Origin of the sequence: Enterococcus sp. DIV1726a (genome assembly GCF_051710985.1) — a bacterium.
Taxonomy (GTDB): Bacteria; Bacillota; Bacilli; order Lactobacillales; family Enterococcaceae; genus Enterococcus_B; species Enterococcus_B hirae.
In genome coordinates this window covers 1,500,107-1,520,207 of record NZ_JBIOLS010000001.1, presented here as the reverse complement: position 1 = coordinate 1,520,207, position 20,101 = coordinate 1,500,107, and the positions used below count along the sequence as shown (strand labels likewise).

Genomic DNA, 20,101 nt, shown 5'->3' with positions numbered 1-20,101 from the left:
TTTTTGTGTTATTCAAAAAATGAATAGATTCCCTAAAAATGTAACTAGCTAGTTAGATTCTGTAAAAAAGTCAATATATGAAAAGTTATTCTTTTCACTATGATTGATCCCACTAGTGAAAGAATAAATAGAGCAATGATCATTTTTCTCAAGCTGGGGTAGTTGATATCGTTATTTTGTAAATGCAAAAAAATCAGATGGATAAGTCCCCTTTTCTTGCAGAGCTATACTAAGAAGACTGCTAGGTTATGTTAGAAGATAAAGCAAGAGTATCATAAATAGATTGATTGATAGAGTCAATCATTAATTGACGGAGTTGATAAAAATCATCTTTGCAACCGTCACTAGTTAAAAAAGATTTATTGATTCGTCCCAGTGACATGGAATTATTACCTGTTAGCAAACCGGAAATGATCAAACTAACGATCGATGGACGATTCGGTAATGCTATAAACAAGACGATTACTGGGATACTTTGATATAGCTGGCAAAGACGGTGTAATCAGCCATCGGTATAAGCAAGTATACTATCAGAAGGCATATGCAACACAATTCAATAATACATTGACCAAATCAAATGTGATCAAAGCATTACAAGGATTTTTTGAAGTCAAACAAGATGGTTTGCTCGGGCAGGATACAGTCAAAGCCTTACAGAGATGTTTAGGAGGGTGTGATCAGTCCTCTTGCAGATATAGTGACGTAGACTAGCAAAAAAATTATAAAAAAGCACTCATCCTTTAGTTGGTTGAGTGCTTTTTTTGTTCATTAAGATATCCAACTAGACCATCAAGATTCTTTTCCACCGCTTCTGCCAATAAAAGCATCGTACCGATTTTGACATTTTTCCAATCATCGGAATTGTTTAAACGGGTTAGACTACTCGCTGTGATACCTGTTTTTTTACTGACTTGATAGTTGCTTTTGAAACCAAAGTCTTTTTTGTATTGATCAAACCAATTCATATTATCACCTACTTAAATTTATAAACTAGATATCTTAATCCACTGATAACTACCGCTATTATTGAAATAAATAAGAGCAAATTCACTATATGGTTCATAAAATTATGCTAGATTGAAACCGAAGAGGGGACCCCCTTGATACTTCTTTAGTTGACTTTCGTATTTTGTTTTCGTCTTGCTGTGTCAGAGCTGAGGAGTAGTTACGATATTGACTAGAGAAGCAATTCATTTTTCCAGCTTTTTTTCACCTCCTTAACTCTATTTATATCACACTATCAATAGTATCGGAATTCAATATTTTCCTTTAATAAAAAGATAAACAAGCCCGAAAAACAAGTTATTTATACAACTAGCTACTTGAAAGTGTAAAAAATAAGGAAAGGGTTTATAGAATCATAACCAGTATTCCTGTAAACAGAAGTAGATCTAAAAGCATGCGTGAACGTTTATTGGCGATTCAAGGTTTTATATTTTAGTAATTGATCGTAGTTTTATAGAAAAAAACACAAAAATGTCTCTTATCTAGGGCTTTTTATTTTGGACAAAATATTATAAATAATGTTACCCGAATGGTAGATTTTTCTGATTGTCATGGGAGAATGGATTTAGCTTTGTGACTTGAAAAATGACTCGTTAATTTCATATGAATTGATCGTAAACCAGTGTATGCTATAATCCAAAACGTTAACGAACAATGTCTTTTGAATGTTAAGAAAGTTAAAAATATTTAAATTGGTGGTGATTGAATGCAAACTTTTTTGACGAAAGCCTCCCAAAAAAAAGTGAAACTAATTCACTTTTTACTTGAAGCGGACAATGGGTATACGATGGATGAGATACAGCAATATATAGGAGGATCTGTTAAATCAATTTCTCTTTATATGAAGGAATTATCAGAGCTGTTTAAACAGTTTAATGGGAAAATTGTTTTACAAAATGAGAATAATCAGCGCTTTTGTATCCAAAAGGAAGAAGACTTTCCTATATATAGTATTTATCTTCCCTATTATAAAGAATCATATAATTACCAATTAATTGATTTTATATTCAAATATCCCGAAAAAAGAATCGAAGACTTTGCAGAAAAACAATATACGAGTACATCTACCGTTTTTAGATATGCTAAATTATTAGTTCCTTACTTTAAAAGATACAAGATCGGTTTTCACTCGTTTAAACTGGAAATAGAAGCCGAAGAGATCAATATCAGAAGTTTTTATTACTATTTTTATTGGGAATCAACACGAGATGGTCACTGGCCCTTTTTGATTGATTGTGACAGGACCATGAAGTATGTTCAATGTTTTGAAAAAACCTATGGATTTAAATTAGATGCTTTACAAACGAAAACGCTGAGTTTTTGGTTAGCGATTATACTTGAAAGAACTAAGAAGCAGATTATTTCACTAGATGAAGAGGTGAAATCAACAATCGAGAGTGATCCAAACTTTGAATTGGTCTCGATGTGGTTGAAAGAAAGCCAGTTGCTATTGCCAGACAATGAACGATATTTTCTATATCGGGTAATCTATGCTTTCGGTATTGTTGAGGGAAAGGAGTGCTATGAGCAACAAGCGGTGTGTGCTCATACAAAAAGTCAAAGTTTAGCCTATCGTTTAGTTGAATTGCTCAGTTGTTCGCTAAAAGAAGTCTTTGATTACGACTTTGATCGAAGGAACCAGAACCATTTGTTTAGCTTGATTGCGTTTTATGAAAGAAGCTGTTTTTTCTGGGGGAATCCCGATGTTTTTTTCAATAAGTCATATATATCTGAAGTAGAAAAGCTTGATCCTCAAATTTGCCGAATGGTTCAGAAGTTTCATGACTCGATGATACAGATAGCTCCCGCAGAGTTATTACCCCATTTAAAGAACACGCACCAGCTGTTTTTAAATTATTACTATTTGCTGGATTATTATGGATTGTTACTCAAAAGTATTCAACCAATAAAAATTTTGCTCACGGATGATCTGCATCGTCCTCATCGATTATGGTTAATGAATAAAATCAAAACATTGTTTAGTAATGTTTATGCTCTTTCTTTTTTTGATTCTGAAACCAAATTTGAAGAGGTTGATTTAGTAATCTCAAATTATTTCTTGGATACGAAAAATACACCGTTACTGTTAATGAAAAACATTCCGACAGAACGTAACTGGCGAAATCTTGAAAAAATCTTATATGAGTTGCATAGAGAAAGAGCTACAAACAAATAACTATTTTTTTTAAAACTTATCAACAATCAAAATTTTCAAGGGTTTATTTGTCAGAGTCTGAGACATAAAACTCACACTTTACTCTAAACGATGTTTAAGCATCAGCTCCTTGAAATAAGCCGAAGAATTCCAAAAATAGGAAAACTGTCTTTGGATTCTCCGGCTTTTTCTCAAATCTGGACATATCACGACCTCTTTTTAATTGAAAAATAGATTGAGTCAATCAGCACTTTTGGATTTGATCGTAAATGGCTTAGCTGAGAATAAGTCGAATTGGCACCTGTTTTCAATCAATTATTGCAGTATCAATAGGAAATCAAATGAGAGACGAAACGTATTTCAAAAAAGTACTTCTAATTTTTTTCCAGATTCCGGAATTTTTTTACTGTTTTTTTCCTAATCAAGAAATGGAAGAATAGTTGTAGTCGCAATTGCAGACTAATTTTTATTAGGAGGAAGAGAATTATGAAGAAACAAGTTGTTAGTATAGCTGGACTTGCCTTATTGGCATTAGGGACATCTAGTTCCGTGGTTTGTGCAGCTGAAAATGAAGGACTAACAAGTCAAGTCACAAATAAAACAAATGTAACTTTGAAGGAAGGTTCGGGTAGTGATGTTCAGCCAGTGGTACCAGATGATACCCATGATGACGATCCAAGCACAGGAGCGAAAGGCTCATTGTCTATTCCTTTCGCATCAAACATTACTTTTGGTGAACAAGAAATCCAACAAGGAGATGCGGATTATTTTGCATTGAATAAAAAGCCATTTGTCCAAGTGAATGATACTCGTGGGGGAGCGAAAGGCTGGACATTAGGTGTATCTATCTCACCATTTACTTCAACAGATAAAGATCACTCGGAGTTGACAGGCGCACAGCTATCTTTAAGCAATGGTCAAGTAGTAACGAAAAACAACTCATCCAAAGCACCTCATTTGGTAGAGTCAAAAGATCATACATTTGTACTAAACGAAGTCAATCAAACCGTTATGTTGGCTCAACCAGGCGAAGGTGCAGGGGCTTTTGCTGCAGTATTCGAAGGAACAGATGGCAAGAACGAAAATGTGAAATTACATGTTCCCCGGGCAGGTGTGGAAGCAAAAAATTATACAGCTGAGATTACTTGGACGTTAAGCGATGCTCCAGTATAAATTTAGGCCGGGATGGGGCTGGATAGTCTCCATCCTTTTTATGACAAGTTTACTGTTTGCTTGCCACCCTGCCTCAGTTTTTGCTGAAAAAACAGAAGTGAACTTTGAAGCTAAGGCTGTCTTGCCAGAGAATCAACGTTCAGAAGTAAGCTATTATGATCTTAAAGTTGAGCCTAACCAGTCCCAAGAGTTGACGATAAAGCTTAAAAATACCAGCTCTGAAAAGATAAAAGTCAAAGTAGCAGCCAATAATGCGACTACCAATAAAAATGGGGTGCTAGATTATTCACAACATGATCAAAAATTATTAGGTGGTCCTTCTTTAGAAGAACTGATTTCAGGTCCTCAAACGGTTGAACTGAATCCGAATGAAGAAAAAGATGTCGTGTTCCAATTAAAGATTCCGTCAACTGGATTTGAGGGGACGGTTCTGGGTGGTTTTTATTGCTATGAAGAAAAGAATAAGGCAGAGGACCAACCAACTGGATTTAGCTTAGCAAATAAATTTGCGTATACAATTGGTATCCAACTCCAATGTTCAGACAAAAAAATTGCTCCTGAACTAAAACTCTTGGAGGCAAAGCCAGGATTAGATAATGGTTATTTAACAGTCTATGCAAAATTGGCAAATCCACAACCAATGATTATGAGTCAATTGGATTTTCATGCTTTCATCACAAAAAAGAAACAGAAAGAAGTACTGCACGATGTTAGTAAGCTGGTTTCTTTAGCACCACGAAGTACCTTCAAATTACCGATTAGTTGGGAAAATGAACCTTTAAAAAAAGGAGAGTATACGTTAACTACCGTTTTGAAAGAAAAGTCGGGGAAAGTTTGGACGTTGAAAAAAGACTTTACGGTAAAAGGAAAAGATGAAAGTCTTAACAACAAAACGGTAAAGCTTAAAAAATCGAAGAACAATAACTACCAATACTTATATGGGGGGATAATTGTTTGCTTACTCATTATTGGCTTGTTACTGTGGCATATTACAAAATTGCGAAGGAATAAAGGAAATTAAAGGAAGTGGCACATTGATGAAAAAACGATGGCTCAATATACTCTTACTGGTTTTCTTAGTGGTTTTCCCACGAATTGGTTTAGCTGATAGCCAGGTCAATAGTCAGGTAGGGATTCGTTTTTACCAACCAACGAGTGCGCACCAAATTGTCCCAATGGAAAAAGTTCTTAATCCAAATGAGAGAAATAGACCAGTTACTGACGGACAAGCGAAGTCTGAAGAAGCTGGAAAAATAAAAATGTATCCCAAAACAAACCAATCTAACCATCATTTATATCTCTTTATTGGTGTAGCTCTATTGACTTTAATCATCCTGTATTGGTGTAAAAAGAGGAAGAAATTTGTTCGTAAGTTTAATAAAATTTGGTTACTTCCTTTTTTGTTAGGGTTGATTGGCATATTTCCAAAAGAAGTTCGAGCAGCTGGAAGTATTACAAATCTTCCGTATTTCAGATATGCAAATACGATAGAAACTCCCGCCAATAACACATTTATGATGCATTATGGTAGTTTTACAACTGTGGAACAAGTTAAAGGTCAGTATTCTGGGAATTGGCTGGTTGTCAATCAGGAGAATCCAGAAAGTAGTGCGTTGATCAAAAATGTTGGTTTTTTCAATGGGAAACCAGTAGATGTTAAAATAATAATGAAAAAAAAGGATGGACAAGCAGGAGGAGAGATCGGTATTGGCAATCCAAAGAGTTTTTTAGATATCGATATCTCTGGCGAAGTCTTTCTTACTTATGAATTTTTCGATCAAGCGGGGAATGCCTTTCCAATTGAAACTTCTTTTAATTATTTTGGGATCAATCGAAACAAGTATATCGGCTATAATCATATCGGTAAGGTGGCAAAATATCTTGTTGCGAATAATCCAACAGATATCAGTTACCATACGTGGAGTGATGATCATTCTTTCTGGACGTATTTTGAAAATAATTTTTCGAAACCATGGGGGCATCCTACACAAGAGTTCCAGATTATCACTAAACCAGTAACTAAAATAGAAACGGTTGTTAAAAACTTAGATAATACGCCATCCTCTCTCATGTATGAAACAGATTTTTTGGCTAGTCCAGAGTTTCCAGCTGCTGAAGCAGTGGATAAGCGTTTTGATAAGGAACAACAAAAGGTTACTTTAAATGCGATGCAAACCATACCGAATGTGGGACATGGGAATAAAATGAAAGATTTATCTGTGGCTTTTTCATTGGATGATGTGACAGCTCACTCACAATATAAGATTAAAGATTTTAATGTAGTGAAGTTTGATGGGACGGACATTAGTGATTTTTTTGTGGGGAATCAAAAAGATGATCACTCCTATCAACTAACGTTAAAAGACCCTAACAATGAAAATCTTTATGATACAGTTTTGAATTATCAACTTAATCTTGAGTGGATTGGGAGTAAGCAAAATTCGGTAGATAAAACGAATTTGAAAGAAGACTATTTAAACATTCCTTTCACTGTTACTACACAGATTAATCACAAACAGAAAGGAACGAGTTCTGCCTATTCTTCTGTATACTACGTGGGGAAGGTCATACTGAATTACTTGGATGAAAATAACCAACAACTTTCTGATCCTAAAATCATTTCAGGAATCATAACAGATTCTTTTGATCTATCACAAGAATATCCAGAATTGAACGGATATTATCCAGTCAAGGAAATAGTGGAAAGGAATCAAGGAATCTTTACTCCAGAAGAACAGCAATTCGTTCATCATTATAAGAAAGGTTCGCCAATTGAATTTACTTTGATGCCTAAAGAAAATCCTTTACTGTTTTCTCGTTTCTCAAAAACAAGAGAGGTGACGATTCATATTTCTTATGAAGAGAAACAGAATTTATCATTTATGGCGAAATGTGGAGATGAAGTCTTAAGGTTAAAGGACTATCCAAGTTCCGAAAACGAGATCCAAGATAAAGTGAATGTTCAGCTTCCTGAAAATTGGTTGAACAAGGAAGTTGCTTTTTATATGGAAAACGAAAAAGGACAAAAATCAAAGGAAGAGAGCCGTCAGGTTTTAATTGATCACGGGGTTAAGCTTAGATTACCGGAACAGTTGACGTTTGGGGAACAACAGATTCCGGGTCAAGATCAATCGGTACAAGCAACGAATCAAAAAGAAATTCAGCTTATCGATGAAAGTGTGTTGGAGAAGAGTCATTGGCACGTTAAGTTAAAAGAAGAACGACCTTTAACTAACCAAGAGAATGACCAGTTGCATAATGCTCTTCATCTGCAGAGGAGTGGAGTGAATCAAACGATTAATGCAGAAGACCAATTGGTTTGGCAAGGAGAGGGTAGTGCAAGCTTCACTGATCATCATAAGATCCAGTTAAATTTACATCCTTTTTACAAAACTGGGGCATATCAAGGAAGCCTAATTTGGACGCTTGAAGATGCGCCTAGATAAGAAGATTTTGACCAAACGATTCTTTTTTTTATAGTCCCTCATAAGAAAAAGGATAAATGCAAAGGACACGAGTCAGAAAATAGTTGATTCGTGTCCTAAGCTTTGGTTATCAAGAGACTTATCAAAGACTTTGTCGTTCGATTACTCCAACTAGAAGAATACAACCGAGGTTTATAAAATGATATGCGTGAACTATGAAATACGATCGAAAAATTAGTTCACTTATGTAATATAAATTTTATGTAATATATAGAATTTAGTATTAGGAAGGATGAGATGAAAAAAACTAAACAAAACTAAATGAACGCAAAATACACAAACTGTTCAAAGCGATAACAGATAGTGACAATTTAAAAGAAGGACAGTAGATACTCGCTATTTCTGAACTTGTTTTTCACCAAAAAACGACGGTTAACCATATCAATAGCTAACCGTCGTTTAACTTTTTTTCTAAAATGGCCTGATATGAATCTATAAACTAGACTGTTGCTTTAAATTTAGCCGCTTTTTCGATAGAAACTAATGGGCTAAACTGAATTTCGATGTCTCCAGTTTGATTCAGACCAAAATGAGCAGTACAATCCATTACTTTATCAGGAGCAACTGATCCCATTGTATTGTCATTTGGATAAGAAGAAGCTTTTTTATCGTCTGAGCCATAAACTTCTACATCCATTCCTACAGGAAGGTCATTTTGACCATTGTTTTTAATTGTGTAAGTAATCTTGACTACTTGAGCAGGTTGTTCATCTGCAAATTGATTTCTTTCGTCAGTAAGTTCCACACTGTTTAATGTGTACTCAGCATCGCCAACTTTTACAGTATCCCCAACTTGGTAAAAACTTTCTTGCGCTTCTTTTGAAGAAGAGCTTGATGTAGCTTCTTTAGTAGAACTTGTTTTTGTCACTTTTTCTCCGCCGTTATCACTTGCTTTATTGTCATCTGAGCCACCCAGTGCAGATCCAATTATTGCTACAAGAATGATTGCTAGTACCCAAAACCAAACTTTTTTATAAAAATCTTGTGTTTCATTTATTAAGACATCTTTACTACCAAATATTCAGTTTTTCACAAATGAAAAGCTTCAAAAAAACACCTAACAGTTCGCATCAAATAAGAATATTCATTTTTTACTTACATATAGTAACATGATGTGTTTGATTTGGAAATATGTAATTATAAAATTTGTTATTTTTTATTATTCGAAAGATCATGTTAGGTATCGAGAAAGTAATAGAGAAGTAGGATTATCAAAAAAATGTAGGAGATGATAAGTATCTATTGATAAGTGATTAATGTCATTTATGTGACAAATTTGAAAGATAAATAAATGGAAAAAAAGCTCAAAAAAGATAAAATAAGTTAAATTTATTGATGAGGTGAGTTTATGAAAAAGGGAATATTCGGGGTTATTGTATTAATTTTATTAGGAGTTGGAGGATTTTTCGGTTACAAATATTATAGCGAAACGTATAAAACAACTACTGCATACACTAAGATTCCAACAGAAGTGCCAGAAAAAACGAAATCAAAGAACAGCGATGGGAAAATCATTGCGGGTGAATATAGTTACCATTATGACGTGACTTTTGTAAAAGCTGATGGCAAAGCAACTAAACGAACATTTAGTGTGAGTGGAGAAGCACCACAACCATTGAAACCAGGTAGTTACGTGCAAGCTGACATCAGTGACAAAAGAACAAGTTCTCCTAGAGTAATTGCAGAAGAAAAGATTCCTAAAGAAATCAAAAATAAAGTAGACAAATTAAATTAGTTTTCAAAAAAATGAAAGAGACGATAAAAAGTCTGTTTCAAAATCAACTATTAAATCTAGCCGGAGCATGTACTGGTTAGATTTTTTTGTTGATCAGTTATTCCATGTGATGGAGCATTGACTCAATTTGATGGAGAAATAGATTAGCAAGGGATTGTCCAAATACGCATTCTAGGATTCACGAATGAAATTTTGACAAAAAATCATTAATATGGTTTATTAAGAATAGAAAGATGAGGTGAATGAAATGGATAATGACCAGAGGTACTCTAAGCTTGCTAAGGATAAAACCTTTGTAACTTGGGGAATGATTCCGGTAGTCGGCTTTTTTGGACTTTTAGTGTCGTTGATGATTTTCATTTAAATATCTTCAAATAGTTAGGTGAGGCTTCTATGTAAACATAAGCTACTGCCCAAAAATGTCGAGAGACGCCAATGGGTAGAACAGGGATTGTCGATAGCAAGGCTTTTCTTAAGGTAGCTAAGTGCAAACTTTACGTTGCATAGTGCCAAAGCTCAAACGTGACGTAAGTCAAACGAAAACGGTAGCAAAAGCATCAATCAGTTCTGAAGACAGGATAAAAAAATGAAACGTTGGTAGACGTTCAACATTTATCCTGTCTTCAGAATAGATGCTGGAGCACCGTTTATTTGTTATTTTGCAGCAGGTGTTCCAAAAATTTTTTTACTAATTTTGTTTAGGTTAGTTTTTTAGGCTGTAAGATTATTTTTATTACATCGATTGAATATCGCTGGACACCTTGCATAGTTTTCTCTGTTAGAATGCCAGTAGTTACAGATTTTAAAAAGTGAAAAATAATATTCTTGTCATTAAAACAAGTGAGCTATTTCTTCTTTTTGATAATAATGAAAACAAGAATGGAATAGAAGATGGTGGAAAAAGCGAGTCCTTTAAGATAGAAATCGAATAATTGAACAGGTTGACTATAGGAATATTCTAAAATTTGGATCATAAAATAGATAGACGGAAAAGAGGAGAGAAGCATTAGTATGTCATATTTGTTCCATTTTGTATAAATAGACAAAAAAAGAATAATACCAATAAAAGGGATCCAAAACAGTAATTTACTCATCGTAATCATATGCCCCATCCTTATACAGCCTTTGCATAATTTAGATAATAGCACGTAGTATATAACCGACAAAGAGTTTTGTATTACCTTGTCCAATTTTTAATTGTATACTCATTAATGGCGGAATAAGTTAAGGAGAGAACTGAATAAAGTGAGGTAAATAGACGACAAAAAAGCACCTACCATTGAATGAATAGGTGCTTTTAAAGTGAACTAGAACTGTAATCGTTCATTTGGGGTTTTCACTCCTATGCGGATTTTTTCAATTATTGCACTGCTTGTTCAATCGTCACTCCAGTGGCTACTCGATTTTCATTTGTTTTATCAAATACCACAAATAGATTCAAATCAGTATTTAGAGTTACACGATATTGTAAGTCTTTGTTATAGAATGTCATAATCATTCTCCTTTCTTAAATTCTTGCGAAAGGCAACGAAACGTTGATAACGAAATTCCATTTATTATTATAGCATAAAGAAAAAAACTTTGCTAATTAAGGATTGTTTAACTTTATATAGAAGATAAGATAAACAGGATAGAAATAGCCTATTCGCTTTAATTAAAAAACTATAAAAAAAGTAGAGGTTTATTCTTGTGTTTCTCATTTATCTATGCTATATTAAGTAAGTAATCTATTTTGAAACGTAATTTGAGCTAACTATTTTAGTTTATGACTCCTTTTGCCTATCAATAATTTATTGCAATAAAATCGTACGTTGATACGTATTAGGAGGAAATATATATATGAATAACGGTACAGTAAAATGGTTTAACGCAGACAAAGGTTTTGGATTTATCACTGCTGAAGATGGAAATGATGTTTTTGCACATTTCTCAGCTATCCAAGGTGACGGTTTCAAAACATTAGACGAAGGTCAAGCAGTGACTTTTGATATTGAAGACGGTCAACGTGGCCCTCAAGCAGTAAACATCGTAAAAGGTTAATACTGTCATAATAAAAACTACTCTTTCATTAGAGTAGTTTTTTTGTTTTTTCTTAGTAAAGAAAAATGCTGCTCTGCCGCTCAAGTGAAGACTATTGAGGAAGGGATACGGACCTCTCCCTATTCAATAGCGAAGAATCGTGATCGACGAATGAATGTGTCAGTCAGACAGTTTAAATGAATGCTAATATAATGAATATGAGAGTGAGAAAAGGTTCATACTCTCATATTCATTACGTTTATTTGGATCAATAAATGAGGAAAATCTGATGAACTTTTAAGAATCCGCAGCTTTTATATGGATTAAATCAATTCCTTTTTGTTTAAGGTTTGTTAAACAGATCATCAGGTAGTCCTCGTCATGCTCAGGATAAATAGGTGAAGTTTGTTTTTGAGGAGAAAGATAAGTATAAGGATCACAGGCTTTCCCACGGTACTCCGGGACAGACCATTCTGGAGAAGGAAGATAATGGCGCTTTTTCATTTCAGTAAGAATAAGATGGTGATACTGATAAAGCTTGTAAGGGGAATGTTGGAAGACATAATCAACTGTTGCATGCTTTCTTCCCCAACCATTACCTCTTAATGCACAACATTCTCTATGTTGACCTAATAATTGTTTTCTAGGAAGCAAAGGGATTAATTCTTCATGCCATAAGCGCATTTACTCACTCTCTTTCATTTAGATTAGATGGTTTAATTTACGCGGTCTGGTTTTTCTGATCGTCCGATCAAATAGTCAACAGATACATTATAAAAATCCGCAATAAAAATTAGATCGATAGCGCTCGGACAACGTTTTCCCTGCTCTAATTGTAGATAAGTTTCCAACGGGAGTGAGGTTTGTTCAGCCACTTCCTTAACGGTTAAATTCTTTTTTTTTCGGAGATAATCCAGCCGACAGCGTAGTGTATCTAATAAAATCGCTTCTTCAATACTCATAAATTCGCTCCTTTTGTCATTCAAATAAATTCATCGATCAATGCTTTCTATTTAAATAAACCAAATAAGCAATTGGTAATAACAAAGCTAGAATCAAACCAATCAGTTCTGCTACGAATAATTGATCTGGTTCAAAATACTGATAATTTAAGATTTTATATGAAAAAAAGATTGCTGGTAACGTAAAAAACGCTAAAATTAGGCGTTCCTTGTTCCAGTTGATTAAGTAACAAATAATAGGGATAAGAATTAAGGTAGGAATAAAAAAAATAAGTCGACTCAATGTTATCATAGTACTAACTCCTATAGATTTCGTATTTAAATAATCATTGATTTTCAGTCGTAGGTTAACAACGAACAACCACTTATACTAAGAGGTGGAAAACACTTCGAAAAGTGATTACGACTTAAATAATCATAAGAATAAAAAAACAACCCAAATACAAGATAGCACGTTCCGAGTAACAGAACAAATAATATGCTACGTGTTTGAAAAAACAAATGATTCAAGCAATTTATATACCAAGTGATAGAGCATTTGTGGTGAAGAGGGAGGGGGAGAGCTGGAAATCGTCTGATCCAAATAGAATATTTGTTATTTAATGGATTGCTTTTGGATTTTTATTAAATAAGCTTGTTTCGGATTTTTATTCATGCTATAGTAGATATAAGTTATTTTTATATCTTAAAATTTTTACTGTACCCTTAGCTCAGTTGGTTAGAGCTGACGGCTCATAACCGTCCGGTCGTAGGTTCGAGTCCTACAGGGTACATATTAAAGCGCTCGTTTCTTTAAACAATGATTAGATAATCATTGTTTTTTTATTTTGAAAAGTTGCATGCTTTTAGAAATGACTAATAACTGACGTTTCAACTATTGTTTATTGGAGATGGAGAACCTCATTTGATATTTTTTATAAACGCTATAGGAAGTTTAGTAGTAAAAATATCCTAACCGTTACTTTCCACAAAGTGAGGGAACGATCAATACAAATTTTAGGAAATAGATAGTACGAACAAAGAAAAGCCTTTAGTAAATAACGAAATAAAACGCCCACAAAGTTAAATGTTGTGGGCGTTTTATTTTCGGTTACTTCAACTCAACATTAAAATCTTTGAGTAGTTTTAGCGCTTGATCGCCATGCTTATTTTCAGAAACAAAAGCTGTATCCACTAAAAAATCAGCTTCTGGAAATACACTTTGTAAAGCAATGGTATTCGATAAGACACAGAGATTCGTTTCTGTACCAACGACTTCAATGTGCTTTTCTTTTTCATCTTGGTCAAAAGCTTCTTGTTTAATCTCAAGTAAGCTTTCTGGTGGCATCGTGAAGTAGTATTTCTTGACGACTTTTTCATTTTCTTTAGGAGCAAGTGTAGGAATGATTTGCAAATCTTCGCCTTCTTCATCCTGCTCTTTTCGCTCGACTGGTATATCTCTGGTAAAAAGAATATATTCGTTTTTTTTACGTGCAGCTTCTAAACGTGAGTGGATTTGTTTGATTAACTTATCTGCGTGCTGAACATAATATTTACTCTCAGAATCTAGAATATGATTTTGCATATCGACGATTACTAACAATTTTGTCTCCCTCCTTAAACCTTAATAATAATTGTTGATAATATACGCTACACCAGCTTCTTCATTTGTTTTGGTTACTTCATCCGCAATATTTTTTACCTGTTTCTGTGCATTTCCCATCGCAATACTTGTTCCACTGACTTTTAGCATCGCAATATCATTTTCCTGATCACCAAAGGCAACGATCTCATGAGGATCGATTTCCAAGGTCTCAGCTAAAAAGATTAATGAGTGAGCCTTTGTTACATTTTTAGGTGTGATTTCCAAAAAATGGGGGTCTGAAAAGACGGAATCAATCCCTTCACTTTTTAAATCTTGTTGCAGTTTTTGCAATTTTGATTCATCTTTATCTGTTAATGCCAATTTTAAATAGCTGACAGATGGATCTTCTAATAACTTGGTGATTTCAGCAAATGTCTGATTTTGTAAATTGAAATGTTGGTAGTAGGGATCATCTTTCACCAAATTTGACTCATCAAAGGTTAATTGATCATCTTGAGTTTCTCGACTAGCAATAATTGATATTTTTGCCTCTTGTGCTAAGAAGAAGGCCCGTTTAAGGGTAGCAAGCTCAATTTTAGAACGTTTCAATACGTGAAGGATCTCGCCTTTCATCATCTTTGCCACGAAAGAACCATTAGATGAAATCAAATAGCCGCCGATCTCAAGTTCTTCAAATACATCTTTAGCAGAGATGCTATTTCTACCAGTCGCAATCGTGACGATCCCACCATGTCGATCAAAGTTTTGAAGTGCCTCGATGTTTTTTTTTGGTATCTTTCCATTCCGATCGAGTAAAGTACCATCTAAATCAATTGCTGCTAATTTCATATTATTCGCTCCCTTTATCTATTGCTTACTCTAAGGTTAAATGAGAATTTCCTAAAATAAAAATAAAATGCTTTGTGTTTTTGAATTTTTTCAAAAAATATTCTTAGTTTTCATTAGACATATATAGGTAGTATTTCAAATCCTATAATTGAATAAATAGGCAGAAAAACGATTAAGTTAACGTTTTCAATTCGATAAAAAAGGTTTATTTTTATGAATTATTCAATGAAAATGAAGCATATCTTTTGCTTTAAAGTTTATTGAGGCATATTCTGGATATAGAAAAGGTTAGAAAAAGATTAGAAAAAGGAGTGATTTTAATGGAGATGAAACAAGGTATCGTTCCGGTAGTAACTGCTTCAGATGAAAATTACGCTCCTTACTTAAGCGTGATGATTGCCACTGTACTGGAAAACTCCACTAAAACAAGACACATTTATTTTTATGTCATTGACGACGGTATTTCTGAATATAGCAAAGAAGGACTTAGACAAACGGTTAAAAAACATTCAGACAATGCAACGATTCAATTTTTAACAGTTGATAAAGATGTCTACGAAGATTTCCTAGTAAGTGACCATATTACTACTACAGCATACTTAAGAATATCTTTACCTAAGATCTTAGCTAAATACGACTATAAAAAAGTTCTTTATTTAGATTCAGATATTTTAGTACTGGATGATATCGTTCATTTATATGATCAACCATTAAATGGTAAAACGATTGGAGCTGTGATCGATCCAGGTCAAACGAAGGCTTTGAAACGGTTAGGGATTGAATCAGATGCTTATTATTTTAATTCAGGCGTGATGGTGATCGACATTGGTCGTTGGAATGAAAAAATGATTACTGAAAAAACAATCAATTATTTAAAAGAAAATGGCGATCGAATTATTTACCATGATCAAGATGCGTTAAATGCAGTTCTTTATGAAGACTGGGAGCAATTAGAACCAAAATGGAATATGCAGACTTCTTTGATCTTTGAACGTCATCCTGCTCCAGATGCTGCGTATGAAAAATTATACAAAGCAGGAAATGAATCGCCGTCGATCGTTCATTTCACAGGGCATGACAAACCATGGAATACGTTAAAAGATCATCCATATACAAATGTTTATTTAAAAAAATTAGCGCATAGCGTTTTAAAGAAAGTGGGAGAGGTAAATGAATAGAAGAAAAGAAATCGCAATCGTATCAAGTTGTAATACCAAATTTGTGCCTCATCTAGCGGCGCTGTTCGTTTCAGTATTAGAAAATAGTGATCCAAAAGTTTTTGTACGATTTTATGTCATTGATGACAACATTGATAATGAAAGCAAACAATTATTACGTTTCTCTGTTAAGAATTCTCGTATGAATACAGAGGTTGAATTCTTGAAGATCAACAAAAAATTCTTTGAAAATGTAGTAACAAGTGATCGTATTCCGGAAACTGCTTACTATCGTATTGCTATTCCTGAGTTATTTAGAGGAAAAAATGTCGAACGTCTTTTATATATGGACTGTGACATGATTACCGTAAAAGATGTTACACCATTATGGGATCTTGAATTTAATGGTGCAATCTTGGCCGCCGTAGAAGATGCTGGTTTCCACCAACGATTAGAAAAAATGGAGATCCCAGCAAAATCAACACGCTACTTTAATTCTGGATTGATGCTCATCAATGTTGAAAAATGGTTAGAACAAGACATTACTAAAAAAGTTCTAACATTCATTGAAGAAAATCCTGAAAAATTACGTTTCCACGATCAAGATGCGTTAAATGCAATCTTACATGATCGTTGGATTCCATTACATCCAAAATGGAATGCTCAAGGATATATCATGGCAAAAGCGAAAAAACATCCAACACCACAAGGAGAAAAGGAATACGAAGAAACACGTAAAGATCCATCGATCATCCACTTCTCTGGTCATGTTAAACCATGGAGTAAAGATTTTGAAGGGCCAACTAAAAAATACTACGATAAATATGCAAACATGACAGCTTTCCGTTGTGTCTCAAAATTTCCTAAATATCCACTTTATGCCAGAATCAATCGTAACACAGAAGTGAGCCGCTGAGGAAAAATGTCGTAACTTATATATAATCTGAAGGAGATGATGATGATGGAAATCACGATGACAAAACATGCAATGGAGGCATTGACAAAAAAAGTAGGAAAAGATTCAAAAATTGCTTTGGCATTGATTGATTCTTCAGATCCGTTTTTAAGAGATAAAGGGGCTTGTGCAAAAGGCAGTTTTTTCCAGATTATTCCTTTCTTTGTAGAATTTGGGAAATACGTCAATAAAATCGAACATCCCACTCTGGAAATCTACACATCTAAATTAGAGCAATCTTATTTAGGTAGACATTTGAATCTTGCATATGACCACCAATTAAACAGTTTCTCTTTAGAAAATGAGATTGTTGTCTTGGATCGTAACATTAAATTAAGCAACTGTTTCTTTAGCTAACATCCTTTGTAGAAAGGGAGATTGATCATGCTGGACTATTACTTTATTGGAAAAGAGAAAGTAATAACGACAGACAAAAACAACTATAATTGGCTCGTGATCGACAGTAGTGACACTGAGGAAATCGAACAGGTGATTGAAAAGTATCGTTTACCAAAAGATATCTTTGTCGGAACTTCTCTACCAGAAGAAGTTTCAAGAATTGAAGAGCTTGTGGGGACGAATTTGAACCATCCGATTTCCTTAGTGCTACTGAATTTGTCCAACCAGGAGCAGAAAATCGAGAATCGATTAATGCCTATTTCGTTTATTTATTCGGATGAGTTATTGATTAGTTGTATCGATAAAAAAACGAACTTTTTTGATCGAGTATTAGCAAAACATGGGAATAAGATCAATTCTTTTGAAACACTTATTGCATATTCTGTCTTGAACATCTATACCCATTACGTGAAAGAACTAACAGAAATGAAAAAGAGGATTGATTCCCTCGATCAAGAAGCGCGTAAAACGACGGAAAACGAAGAACTATATAAGCAAGCGGATTTAGAACGGGACATTGTTTATATTGACCATACGTTGAGAGATCAAAAAGGGACTTTAGATACCTTATGGCAATCAGAAGATTTTGTTGAGAAATTAGCTGATGCTCGTCTACTTTATGACATCCAATTGAGACAAAGACAAACAGAAAAAATGATTTTGATCTATCGTGACTTGTTAGAAAGTATTGGGGATCTTTTTAATGGAATGATGGACAATCATTTGAATCATTTAATGAAATATCTTGATTCGGCGGCATTAGTGATCTCTGTTCCAGCATTGATTGCAGGGATTTGGGGGATGAATACTGGCGGATTACCTGGTAAAAGCTCTGGCTTAGCCTTTTTATTAGTTATCTTTGGCTCGATCGTTGTTGCAGGAGCTGTAGGCTACCATCTTTACCGAAAAGATTATACAAAATAAAAAATTACCAAACTATGAGGAGGATACACATGACAGAACCAAAATTAATTGATCCACGTAAACTTTACCATACTGAGGAATTTCCTAAACAAGACCAGGATACACCAGCATTACAAAAAGAAATGCAACCAGTTCCTGACTGTGGAGAAGAATCTTATGAAGGATCAAATCAACTAGAAAATCGCCGTGTTCTGATTACTGGCGGAGACTCAGGGATCGGGCGCGCGGCAGCTATTGCTTTTGCAAGAGAAGGGGCAGATATCGGCTTGCACTTTTTCCCAGGAGAAGAAGAAGATGCCAAACAAGTAGCTTCCTATATTGAAAAAGCAGGACGAAAAGTTGTCTTACTACCATATGATCTTAGAGACGAAACAGCGCCTAAAGAAATCGTTGAAAAAGTTGTCAGTGAATTAGGTGGCTTAGATACATTAGTATTAAATGCGGGACAACAAATCTCTTGCCCGGCTATTGAAGAAATTCCATTAGAACAAGTGAAAGATACCTTCATGGTGAATATCTTAGCGATGTTTGCGATTGTTAAAGAGGCGGTTCCGCATATTCCAGCAGGAGGGGCAATTATCAACACTACTTCTGTTCAAGCGTTCAATCCAAGTGAACATCTTTTAGATTACGCTTCCACGAAAGCAGCTATTGCAAACTTTACAATTGGCTTAGCAAAACAATTAGCACCAAAAGGCATTCGTGTTAATGGAGTAGCTCCTGGTCCTATTTGGACACCACTACAGTTAGACGAAGGACAACCGGAAGATTCTATTCCTGAATTTGGCCAACAAAGCTTGCTTGAACGTGCCGGCCAACCAGTAGAATTAGCTCCAGTTTACGTTTTCTTAGCTTCAAATAAAGCGAGCTACGTTACTGCACAAATTTATGGTGTAACTGGTGGGGAAGCTATCAACTTATAAAAAATGGGAGGTGCCAGGATGAATAAAGGGACTAAAACAATTGGTGTCATTTTTTCTCTGCTACTTTTGTCTATTCTACTATTTGTCGTCTTGATCAGTGCGGTCTATCCCTTACCATTGATGCTTGAACGATTCCGTTTCTTTACAATAACGAATTACTATATGCAGCAATATATTTTTTGGGTAGCAGTCGGCTTAGCGATTCTACTAATTATTGCATTATTGATCGTCATTTTTTATCCGAAAACGATTGGAACCTTCTTATTGAAAAAAGGGGACGGCGAATTAACATTAGATAAAAAAGCGATTGAAGGTATGGTTCGTTCACATTTACATGAAGATGAATTCATTCACTCGCCTAAGGTTAATATCAAAGCCACAAAAAATAAGATCGCAGTTACAGTTAAAGGTGAATTAAAACGGACTTCTTCATTAATCGGGAAAACAAGAATATTAATGGATGAAATCGAAAAAGAAGTGAAACAATTACTCGGCACAGATGAACAAGTAAAAGTGTCGGTGAAGTATACAGGTTACCAAGCACCTACCAATAAATATCAAACAAACGAACACGCACGTGTGGAATAAGGAGGGGCACAAATGAATGAACTTTTTGCTGCTTATAAGCTTCCGATCATTTGCGGGGCAATTGGGTTGATTCTCGCCGTACTATTGATTACAGTGGGATTCTTTAAAACTTTGTTGCTGATCCTTATGGCGATCATTGGCGTGGCGGTCGGAATGTATTTAAAACAAACGAAAATTTTTGATCATAAATCTTAGGAGGAAATTCTAT

Annotated in this window: 21 protein-coding genes, 1 tRNA gene and 1 riboswitch; of the genes, 14 read left to right on the top strand and 8 right to left on the bottom strand. The window is 34.6% G+C overall.

Annotation, left to right across the window (positions count from 1 at the left end):
- Positions 1 to 740: 740 nt before the first annotated feature.
- Positions 741 to 965, bottom strand: coding sequence for an XRE family transcriptional regulator (locus IGJ27_RS06855; RefSeq protein ID WP_094940216.1), 225 nt, complete (start codon positions 963 to 965; stop codon positions 741 to 743).
- A 746-nt stretch (positions 966 to 1,711) separates the two neighbouring features.
- Here IGJ27_RS06855 and IGJ27_RS06850 point away from each other — a divergent pair.
- The 4 genes from IGJ27_RS06850 to IGJ27_RS06835 all read left to right on the top strand — a co-directional run bounded on the left by IGJ27_RS06850 (position 1,712) and on the right by IGJ27_RS06835 (position 7,779).
- Positions 1,712 to 3,181 (top strand): helix-turn-helix domain-containing protein, encoded by a 1,470-nt coding sequence (locus IGJ27_RS06850; protein WP_178305920.1) that lies wholly within the window; start codon positions 1,712 to 1,714, stop codon positions 3,179 to 3,181.
- 465 nt (positions 3,182 to 3,646) lie between these two features.
- Positions 3,647 to 4,333, top strand: coding sequence for a WxL domain-containing protein (locus IGJ27_RS06845; RefSeq protein ID WP_010719065.1), 687 nt, complete (start codon positions 3,647 to 3,649; stop codon positions 4,331 to 4,333).
- Positions 4,320 to 5,354 (top strand): DUF916 and DUF3324 domain-containing protein, encoded by a 1,035-nt coding sequence (locus tag IGJ27_RS06840; protein ID WP_373191455.1) that lies wholly within the window; start codon positions 4,320 to 4,322, stop codon positions 5,352 to 5,354. Before IGJ27_RS06845 ends, IGJ27_RS06840 begins: the two co-directional genes overlap by 14 nt.
- 16 nt (positions 5,355 to 5,370) lie before the next feature.
- Complete coding sequence (locus tag IGJ27_RS06835; RefSeq protein ID WP_256733994.1) at positions 5,371 to 7,779, top strand: MucBP domain-containing protein; 2,409 nt, start codon at positions 5,371 to 5,373, stop codon at positions 7,777 to 7,779.
- 478 nt (positions 7,780 to 8,257) lie between these two features.
- Here the strand turns inward: IGJ27_RS06835 and IGJ27_RS06830 are convergent, their stop codons facing one another.
- Positions 8,258 to 8,839 carry a DUF4352 domain-containing protein gene (locus IGJ27_RS06830; protein WP_178306410.1) on the bottom strand — a complete coding sequence of 194 codons (582 nt, stop codon included), beginning with the start codon at positions 8,837 to 8,839 and terminating at the stop codon, positions 8,258 to 8,260.
- A gap of 327 nt (positions 8,840 to 9,166) precedes the next feature.
- On the opposite strand from IGJ27_RS06830, the gene IGJ27_RS06825 reads away from it, so the two are divergent.
- Positions 9,167 to 9,553 (top strand): DUF1093 domain-containing protein, encoded by a 387-nt coding sequence (locus IGJ27_RS06825; RefSeq protein ID WP_178305922.1) that lies wholly within the window; start codon positions 9,167 to 9,169, stop codon positions 9,551 to 9,553.
- 367 nt (positions 9,554 to 9,920) lie between these two features.
- Positions 9,921 to 10,089, top strand: a riboswitch (M-box (ykoK) riboswitch).
- 824 nt (positions 10,090 to 10,913) lie between these two features.
- Here the strand turns inward: IGJ27_RS06825 and IGJ27_RS06820 are convergent.
- Positions 10,914 to 11,045: a hypothetical protein gene (locus tag IGJ27_RS06820; RefSeq protein WP_256733960.1), complete on the bottom strand. Its 132-nt coding sequence runs from the start codon at positions 11,043 to 11,045 to the stop codon at positions 10,914 to 10,916.
- Between the two features lie 347 nt (positions 11,046 to 11,392).
- On the opposite strand from IGJ27_RS06820, the gene IGJ27_RS06815 reads away from it, so the two are divergent.
- Positions 11,393 to 11,593 carry a cold-shock protein gene (locus IGJ27_RS06815; RefSeq protein WP_010719072.1) on the top strand — a complete coding sequence of 67 codons (201 nt, stop codon included), beginning with the start codon at positions 11,393 to 11,395 and terminating at the stop codon, positions 11,591 to 11,593.
- 276 nt (positions 11,594 to 11,869) lie between these two features.
- Here IGJ27_RS06815 and IGJ27_RS06810 read toward each other — a convergent pair whose 3' ends face one another.
- From IGJ27_RS06810 to IGJ27_RS06800, 3 genes are read right to left on the bottom strand one after another with little or no spacing between them, the layout of a single operon-like run.
- A complete protein-coding gene (locus IGJ27_RS06810; protein ID WP_081127538.1) occupies positions 11,870 to 12,256 on the bottom strand; it encodes a TIGR02328 family protein in 387 nt (128 codons plus the stop codon).
- Between the two features lie 32 nt (positions 12,257 to 12,288).
- Positions 12,289 to 12,534, bottom strand: a complete 246-nt coding sequence (locus tag IGJ27_RS06805) for a helix-turn-helix domain-containing protein (RefSeq protein ID WP_010719074.1) — start codon at positions 12,532 to 12,534, stop codon at positions 12,289 to 12,291.
- Between the two features lie 37 nt (positions 12,535 to 12,571).
- Positions 12,572 to 12,826, bottom strand: coding sequence for a hypothetical protein (locus IGJ27_RS06800; RefSeq protein ID WP_010719075.1), 255 nt, complete (start codon positions 12,824 to 12,826; stop codon positions 12,572 to 12,574).
- A 407-nt stretch (positions 12,827 to 13,233) separates the two neighbouring features.
- Between IGJ27_RS06800 and IGJ27_RS06795 the strand changes: the two genes are divergently transcribed.
- Positions 13,234 to 13,307, top strand: a tRNA-Ile gene (locus tag IGJ27_RS06795).
- A 317-nt stretch (positions 13,308 to 13,624) separates the two neighbouring features.
- On the opposite strand, the gene IGJ27_RS06790 is transcribed toward IGJ27_RS06795, so the two are convergent.
- Both IGJ27_RS06790 and IGJ27_RS06785 read right to left on the bottom strand, forming a co-directional pair.
- A complete protein-coding gene (locus tag IGJ27_RS06790) occupies positions 13,625 to 14,116 on the bottom strand; it encodes an isochorismatase family protein (RefSeq protein WP_178305923.1) in 492 nt (163 codons plus the stop codon).
- A 21-nt stretch (positions 14,117 to 14,137) separates the two neighbouring features.
- Positions 14,138 to 14,947 (bottom strand): Cof-type HAD-IIB family hydrolase, encoded by an 810-nt coding sequence (locus IGJ27_RS06785; protein WP_178305924.1) that lies wholly within the window; start codon positions 14,945 to 14,947, stop codon positions 14,138 to 14,140.
- A gap of 320 nt (positions 14,948 to 15,267) precedes the next feature.
- Here IGJ27_RS06785 and IGJ27_RS06780 point away from each other — a divergent pair, with 320 nt between their 5' ends.
- From IGJ27_RS06780 to IGJ27_RS06750, 7 genes are read left to right on the top strand one after another with little or no spacing between them, the layout of a single operon-like run.
- The gene (locus IGJ27_RS06780; protein ID WP_178305925.1) at positions 15,268 to 16,125 is read left to right on the top strand and encodes a glycosyltransferase family 8 protein; all 858 of its coding nucleotides are present in this window, start codon (positions 15,268 to 15,270) and stop codon (positions 16,123 to 16,125) included.
- The gene (locus IGJ27_RS06775; protein WP_178305926.1) at positions 16,118 to 17,020 is read left to right on the top strand and encodes a glycosyltransferase family 8 protein; all 903 of its coding nucleotides are present in this window, start codon (positions 16,118 to 16,120) and stop codon (positions 17,018 to 17,020) included. Before IGJ27_RS06780 ends, IGJ27_RS06775 begins: the two co-directional genes overlap by 8 nt.
- Positions 17,021 to 17,065: 45 nt before the next feature.
- Entirely contained in the window at positions 17,066 to 17,416 is a 351-nt protein-coding gene (locus IGJ27_RS06770) for an iron-sulfur cluster biosynthesis family protein (protein WP_010719080.1), read from the top strand.
- Between the two features lie 27 nt (positions 17,417 to 17,443).
- Positions 17,444 to 18,382, top strand: coding sequence for a magnesium transporter CorA family protein (locus tag IGJ27_RS06765; RefSeq protein ID WP_178305927.1), 939 nt, complete (start codon positions 17,444 to 17,446; stop codon positions 18,380 to 18,382).
- 29 nt (positions 18,383 to 18,411) lie between these two features.
- On the top strand, positions 18,412 to 19,305 hold the full coding sequence (locus IGJ27_RS06760; RefSeq protein ID WP_010719082.1) for an SDR family oxidoreductase: 894 nt from the start codon (positions 18,412 to 18,414) through the stop codon (positions 19,303 to 19,305).
- 18 nt (positions 19,306 to 19,323) lie between these two features.
- Positions 19,324 to 19,893, top strand: a complete 570-nt coding sequence (gene amaP / locus IGJ27_RS06755; RefSeq protein WP_034698115.1) for an alkaline shock response membrane anchor protein AmaP — start codon at positions 19,324 to 19,326, stop codon at positions 19,891 to 19,893.
- A 12-nt stretch (positions 19,894 to 19,905) separates the two neighbouring features.
- The gene (locus IGJ27_RS06750) at positions 19,906 to 20,088 is read left to right on the top strand and encodes a DUF2273 domain-containing protein (RefSeq protein ID WP_010719084.1); all 183 of its coding nucleotides are present in this window, start codon (positions 19,906 to 19,908) and stop codon (positions 20,086 to 20,088) included.
- The last annotated feature ends 13 nt before the right edge of the window (positions 20,089 to 20,101 follow it).

Bases quoted from the DNA above. Each gene is read 5' to 3' on its own strand.
- IGJ27_RS06855 (WP_094940216.1), bottom strand. From the start codon at position 965: ATGAATTGGTTTGATCAATACAAAAAAGACTTTGGTTTCAAAAGCAAC.
- IGJ27_RS06850 (WP_178305920.1), top strand. From the start codon at position 1,712: ATGCAAACTTTTTTGACGAAAGCCTCCCAAAAAAAAGTGAAACTAATT.
- IGJ27_RS06845 (WP_010719065.1), top strand. From the start codon at position 3,647: ATGAAGAAACAAGTTGTTAGTATAGCTGGACTTGCCTTATTGGCATTA.
- IGJ27_RS06840 (WP_373191455.1), top strand. From the start codon at position 4,320: ATGCTCCAGTATAAATTTAGGCCGGGATGGGGCTGGATAGTCTCCATC.
- IGJ27_RS06835 (WP_256733994.1), top strand. From the start codon at position 5,371: ATGAAAAAACGATGGCTCAATATACTCTTACTGGTTTTCTTAGTGGTT.
- IGJ27_RS06825 (WP_178305922.1), top strand. From the start codon at position 9,167: ATGAAAAAGGGAATATTCGGGGTTATTGTATTAATTTTATTAGGAGTT.
- IGJ27_RS06820 (WP_256733960.1), bottom strand. From the start codon at position 11,045: ATGACATTCTATAACAAAGACTTACAATATCGTGTAACTCTAAATACT.
- IGJ27_RS06815 (WP_010719072.1), top strand. From the start codon at position 11,393: ATGAATAACGGTACAGTAAAATGGTTTAACGCAGACAAAGGTTTTGGA.
- IGJ27_RS06810 (WP_081127538.1), bottom strand. From the start codon at position 12,256: ATGCGCTTATGGCATGAAGAATTAATCCCTTTGCTTCCTAGAAAACAA.
- IGJ27_RS06805 (WP_010719074.1), bottom strand. From the start codon at position 12,534: ATGAGTATTGAAGAAGCGATTTTATTAGATACACTACGCTGTCGGCTG.
- IGJ27_RS06800 (WP_010719075.1), bottom strand. From the start codon at position 12,826: ATGATAACATTGAGTCGACTTATTTTTTTTATTCCTACCTTAATTCTT.
- IGJ27_RS06785 (WP_178305924.1), bottom strand. From the start codon at position 14,947: ATGAAATTAGCAGCAATTGATTTAGATGGTACTTTACTCGATCGGAAT.
- IGJ27_RS06780 (WP_178305925.1), top strand. From the start codon at position 15,268: ATGGAGATGAAACAAGGTATCGTTCCGGTAGTAACTGCTTCAGATGAA.
- IGJ27_RS06775 (WP_178305926.1), top strand. From the start codon at position 16,118: ATGAATAGAAGAAAAGAAATCGCAATCGTATCAAGTTGTAATACCAAA.
- IGJ27_RS06770 (WP_010719080.1), top strand. From the start codon at position 17,066: ATGGAAATCACGATGACAAAACATGCAATGGAGGCATTGACAAAAAAA.
- IGJ27_RS06765 (WP_178305927.1), top strand. From the start codon at position 17,444: ATGCTGGACTATTACTTTATTGGAAAAGAGAAAGTAATAACGACAGAC.
- IGJ27_RS06760 (WP_010719082.1), top strand. From the start codon at position 18,412: ATGACAGAACCAAAATTAATTGATCCACGTAAACTTTACCATACTGAG.
- amaP (WP_034698115.1), top strand. From the start codon at position 19,324: ATGAATAAAGGGACTAAAACAATTGGTGTCATTTTTTCTCTGCTACTT.
- IGJ27_RS06750 (WP_010719084.1), top strand. From the start codon at position 19,906: ATGAATGAACTTTTTGCTGCTTATAAGCTTCCGATCATTTGCGGGGCA.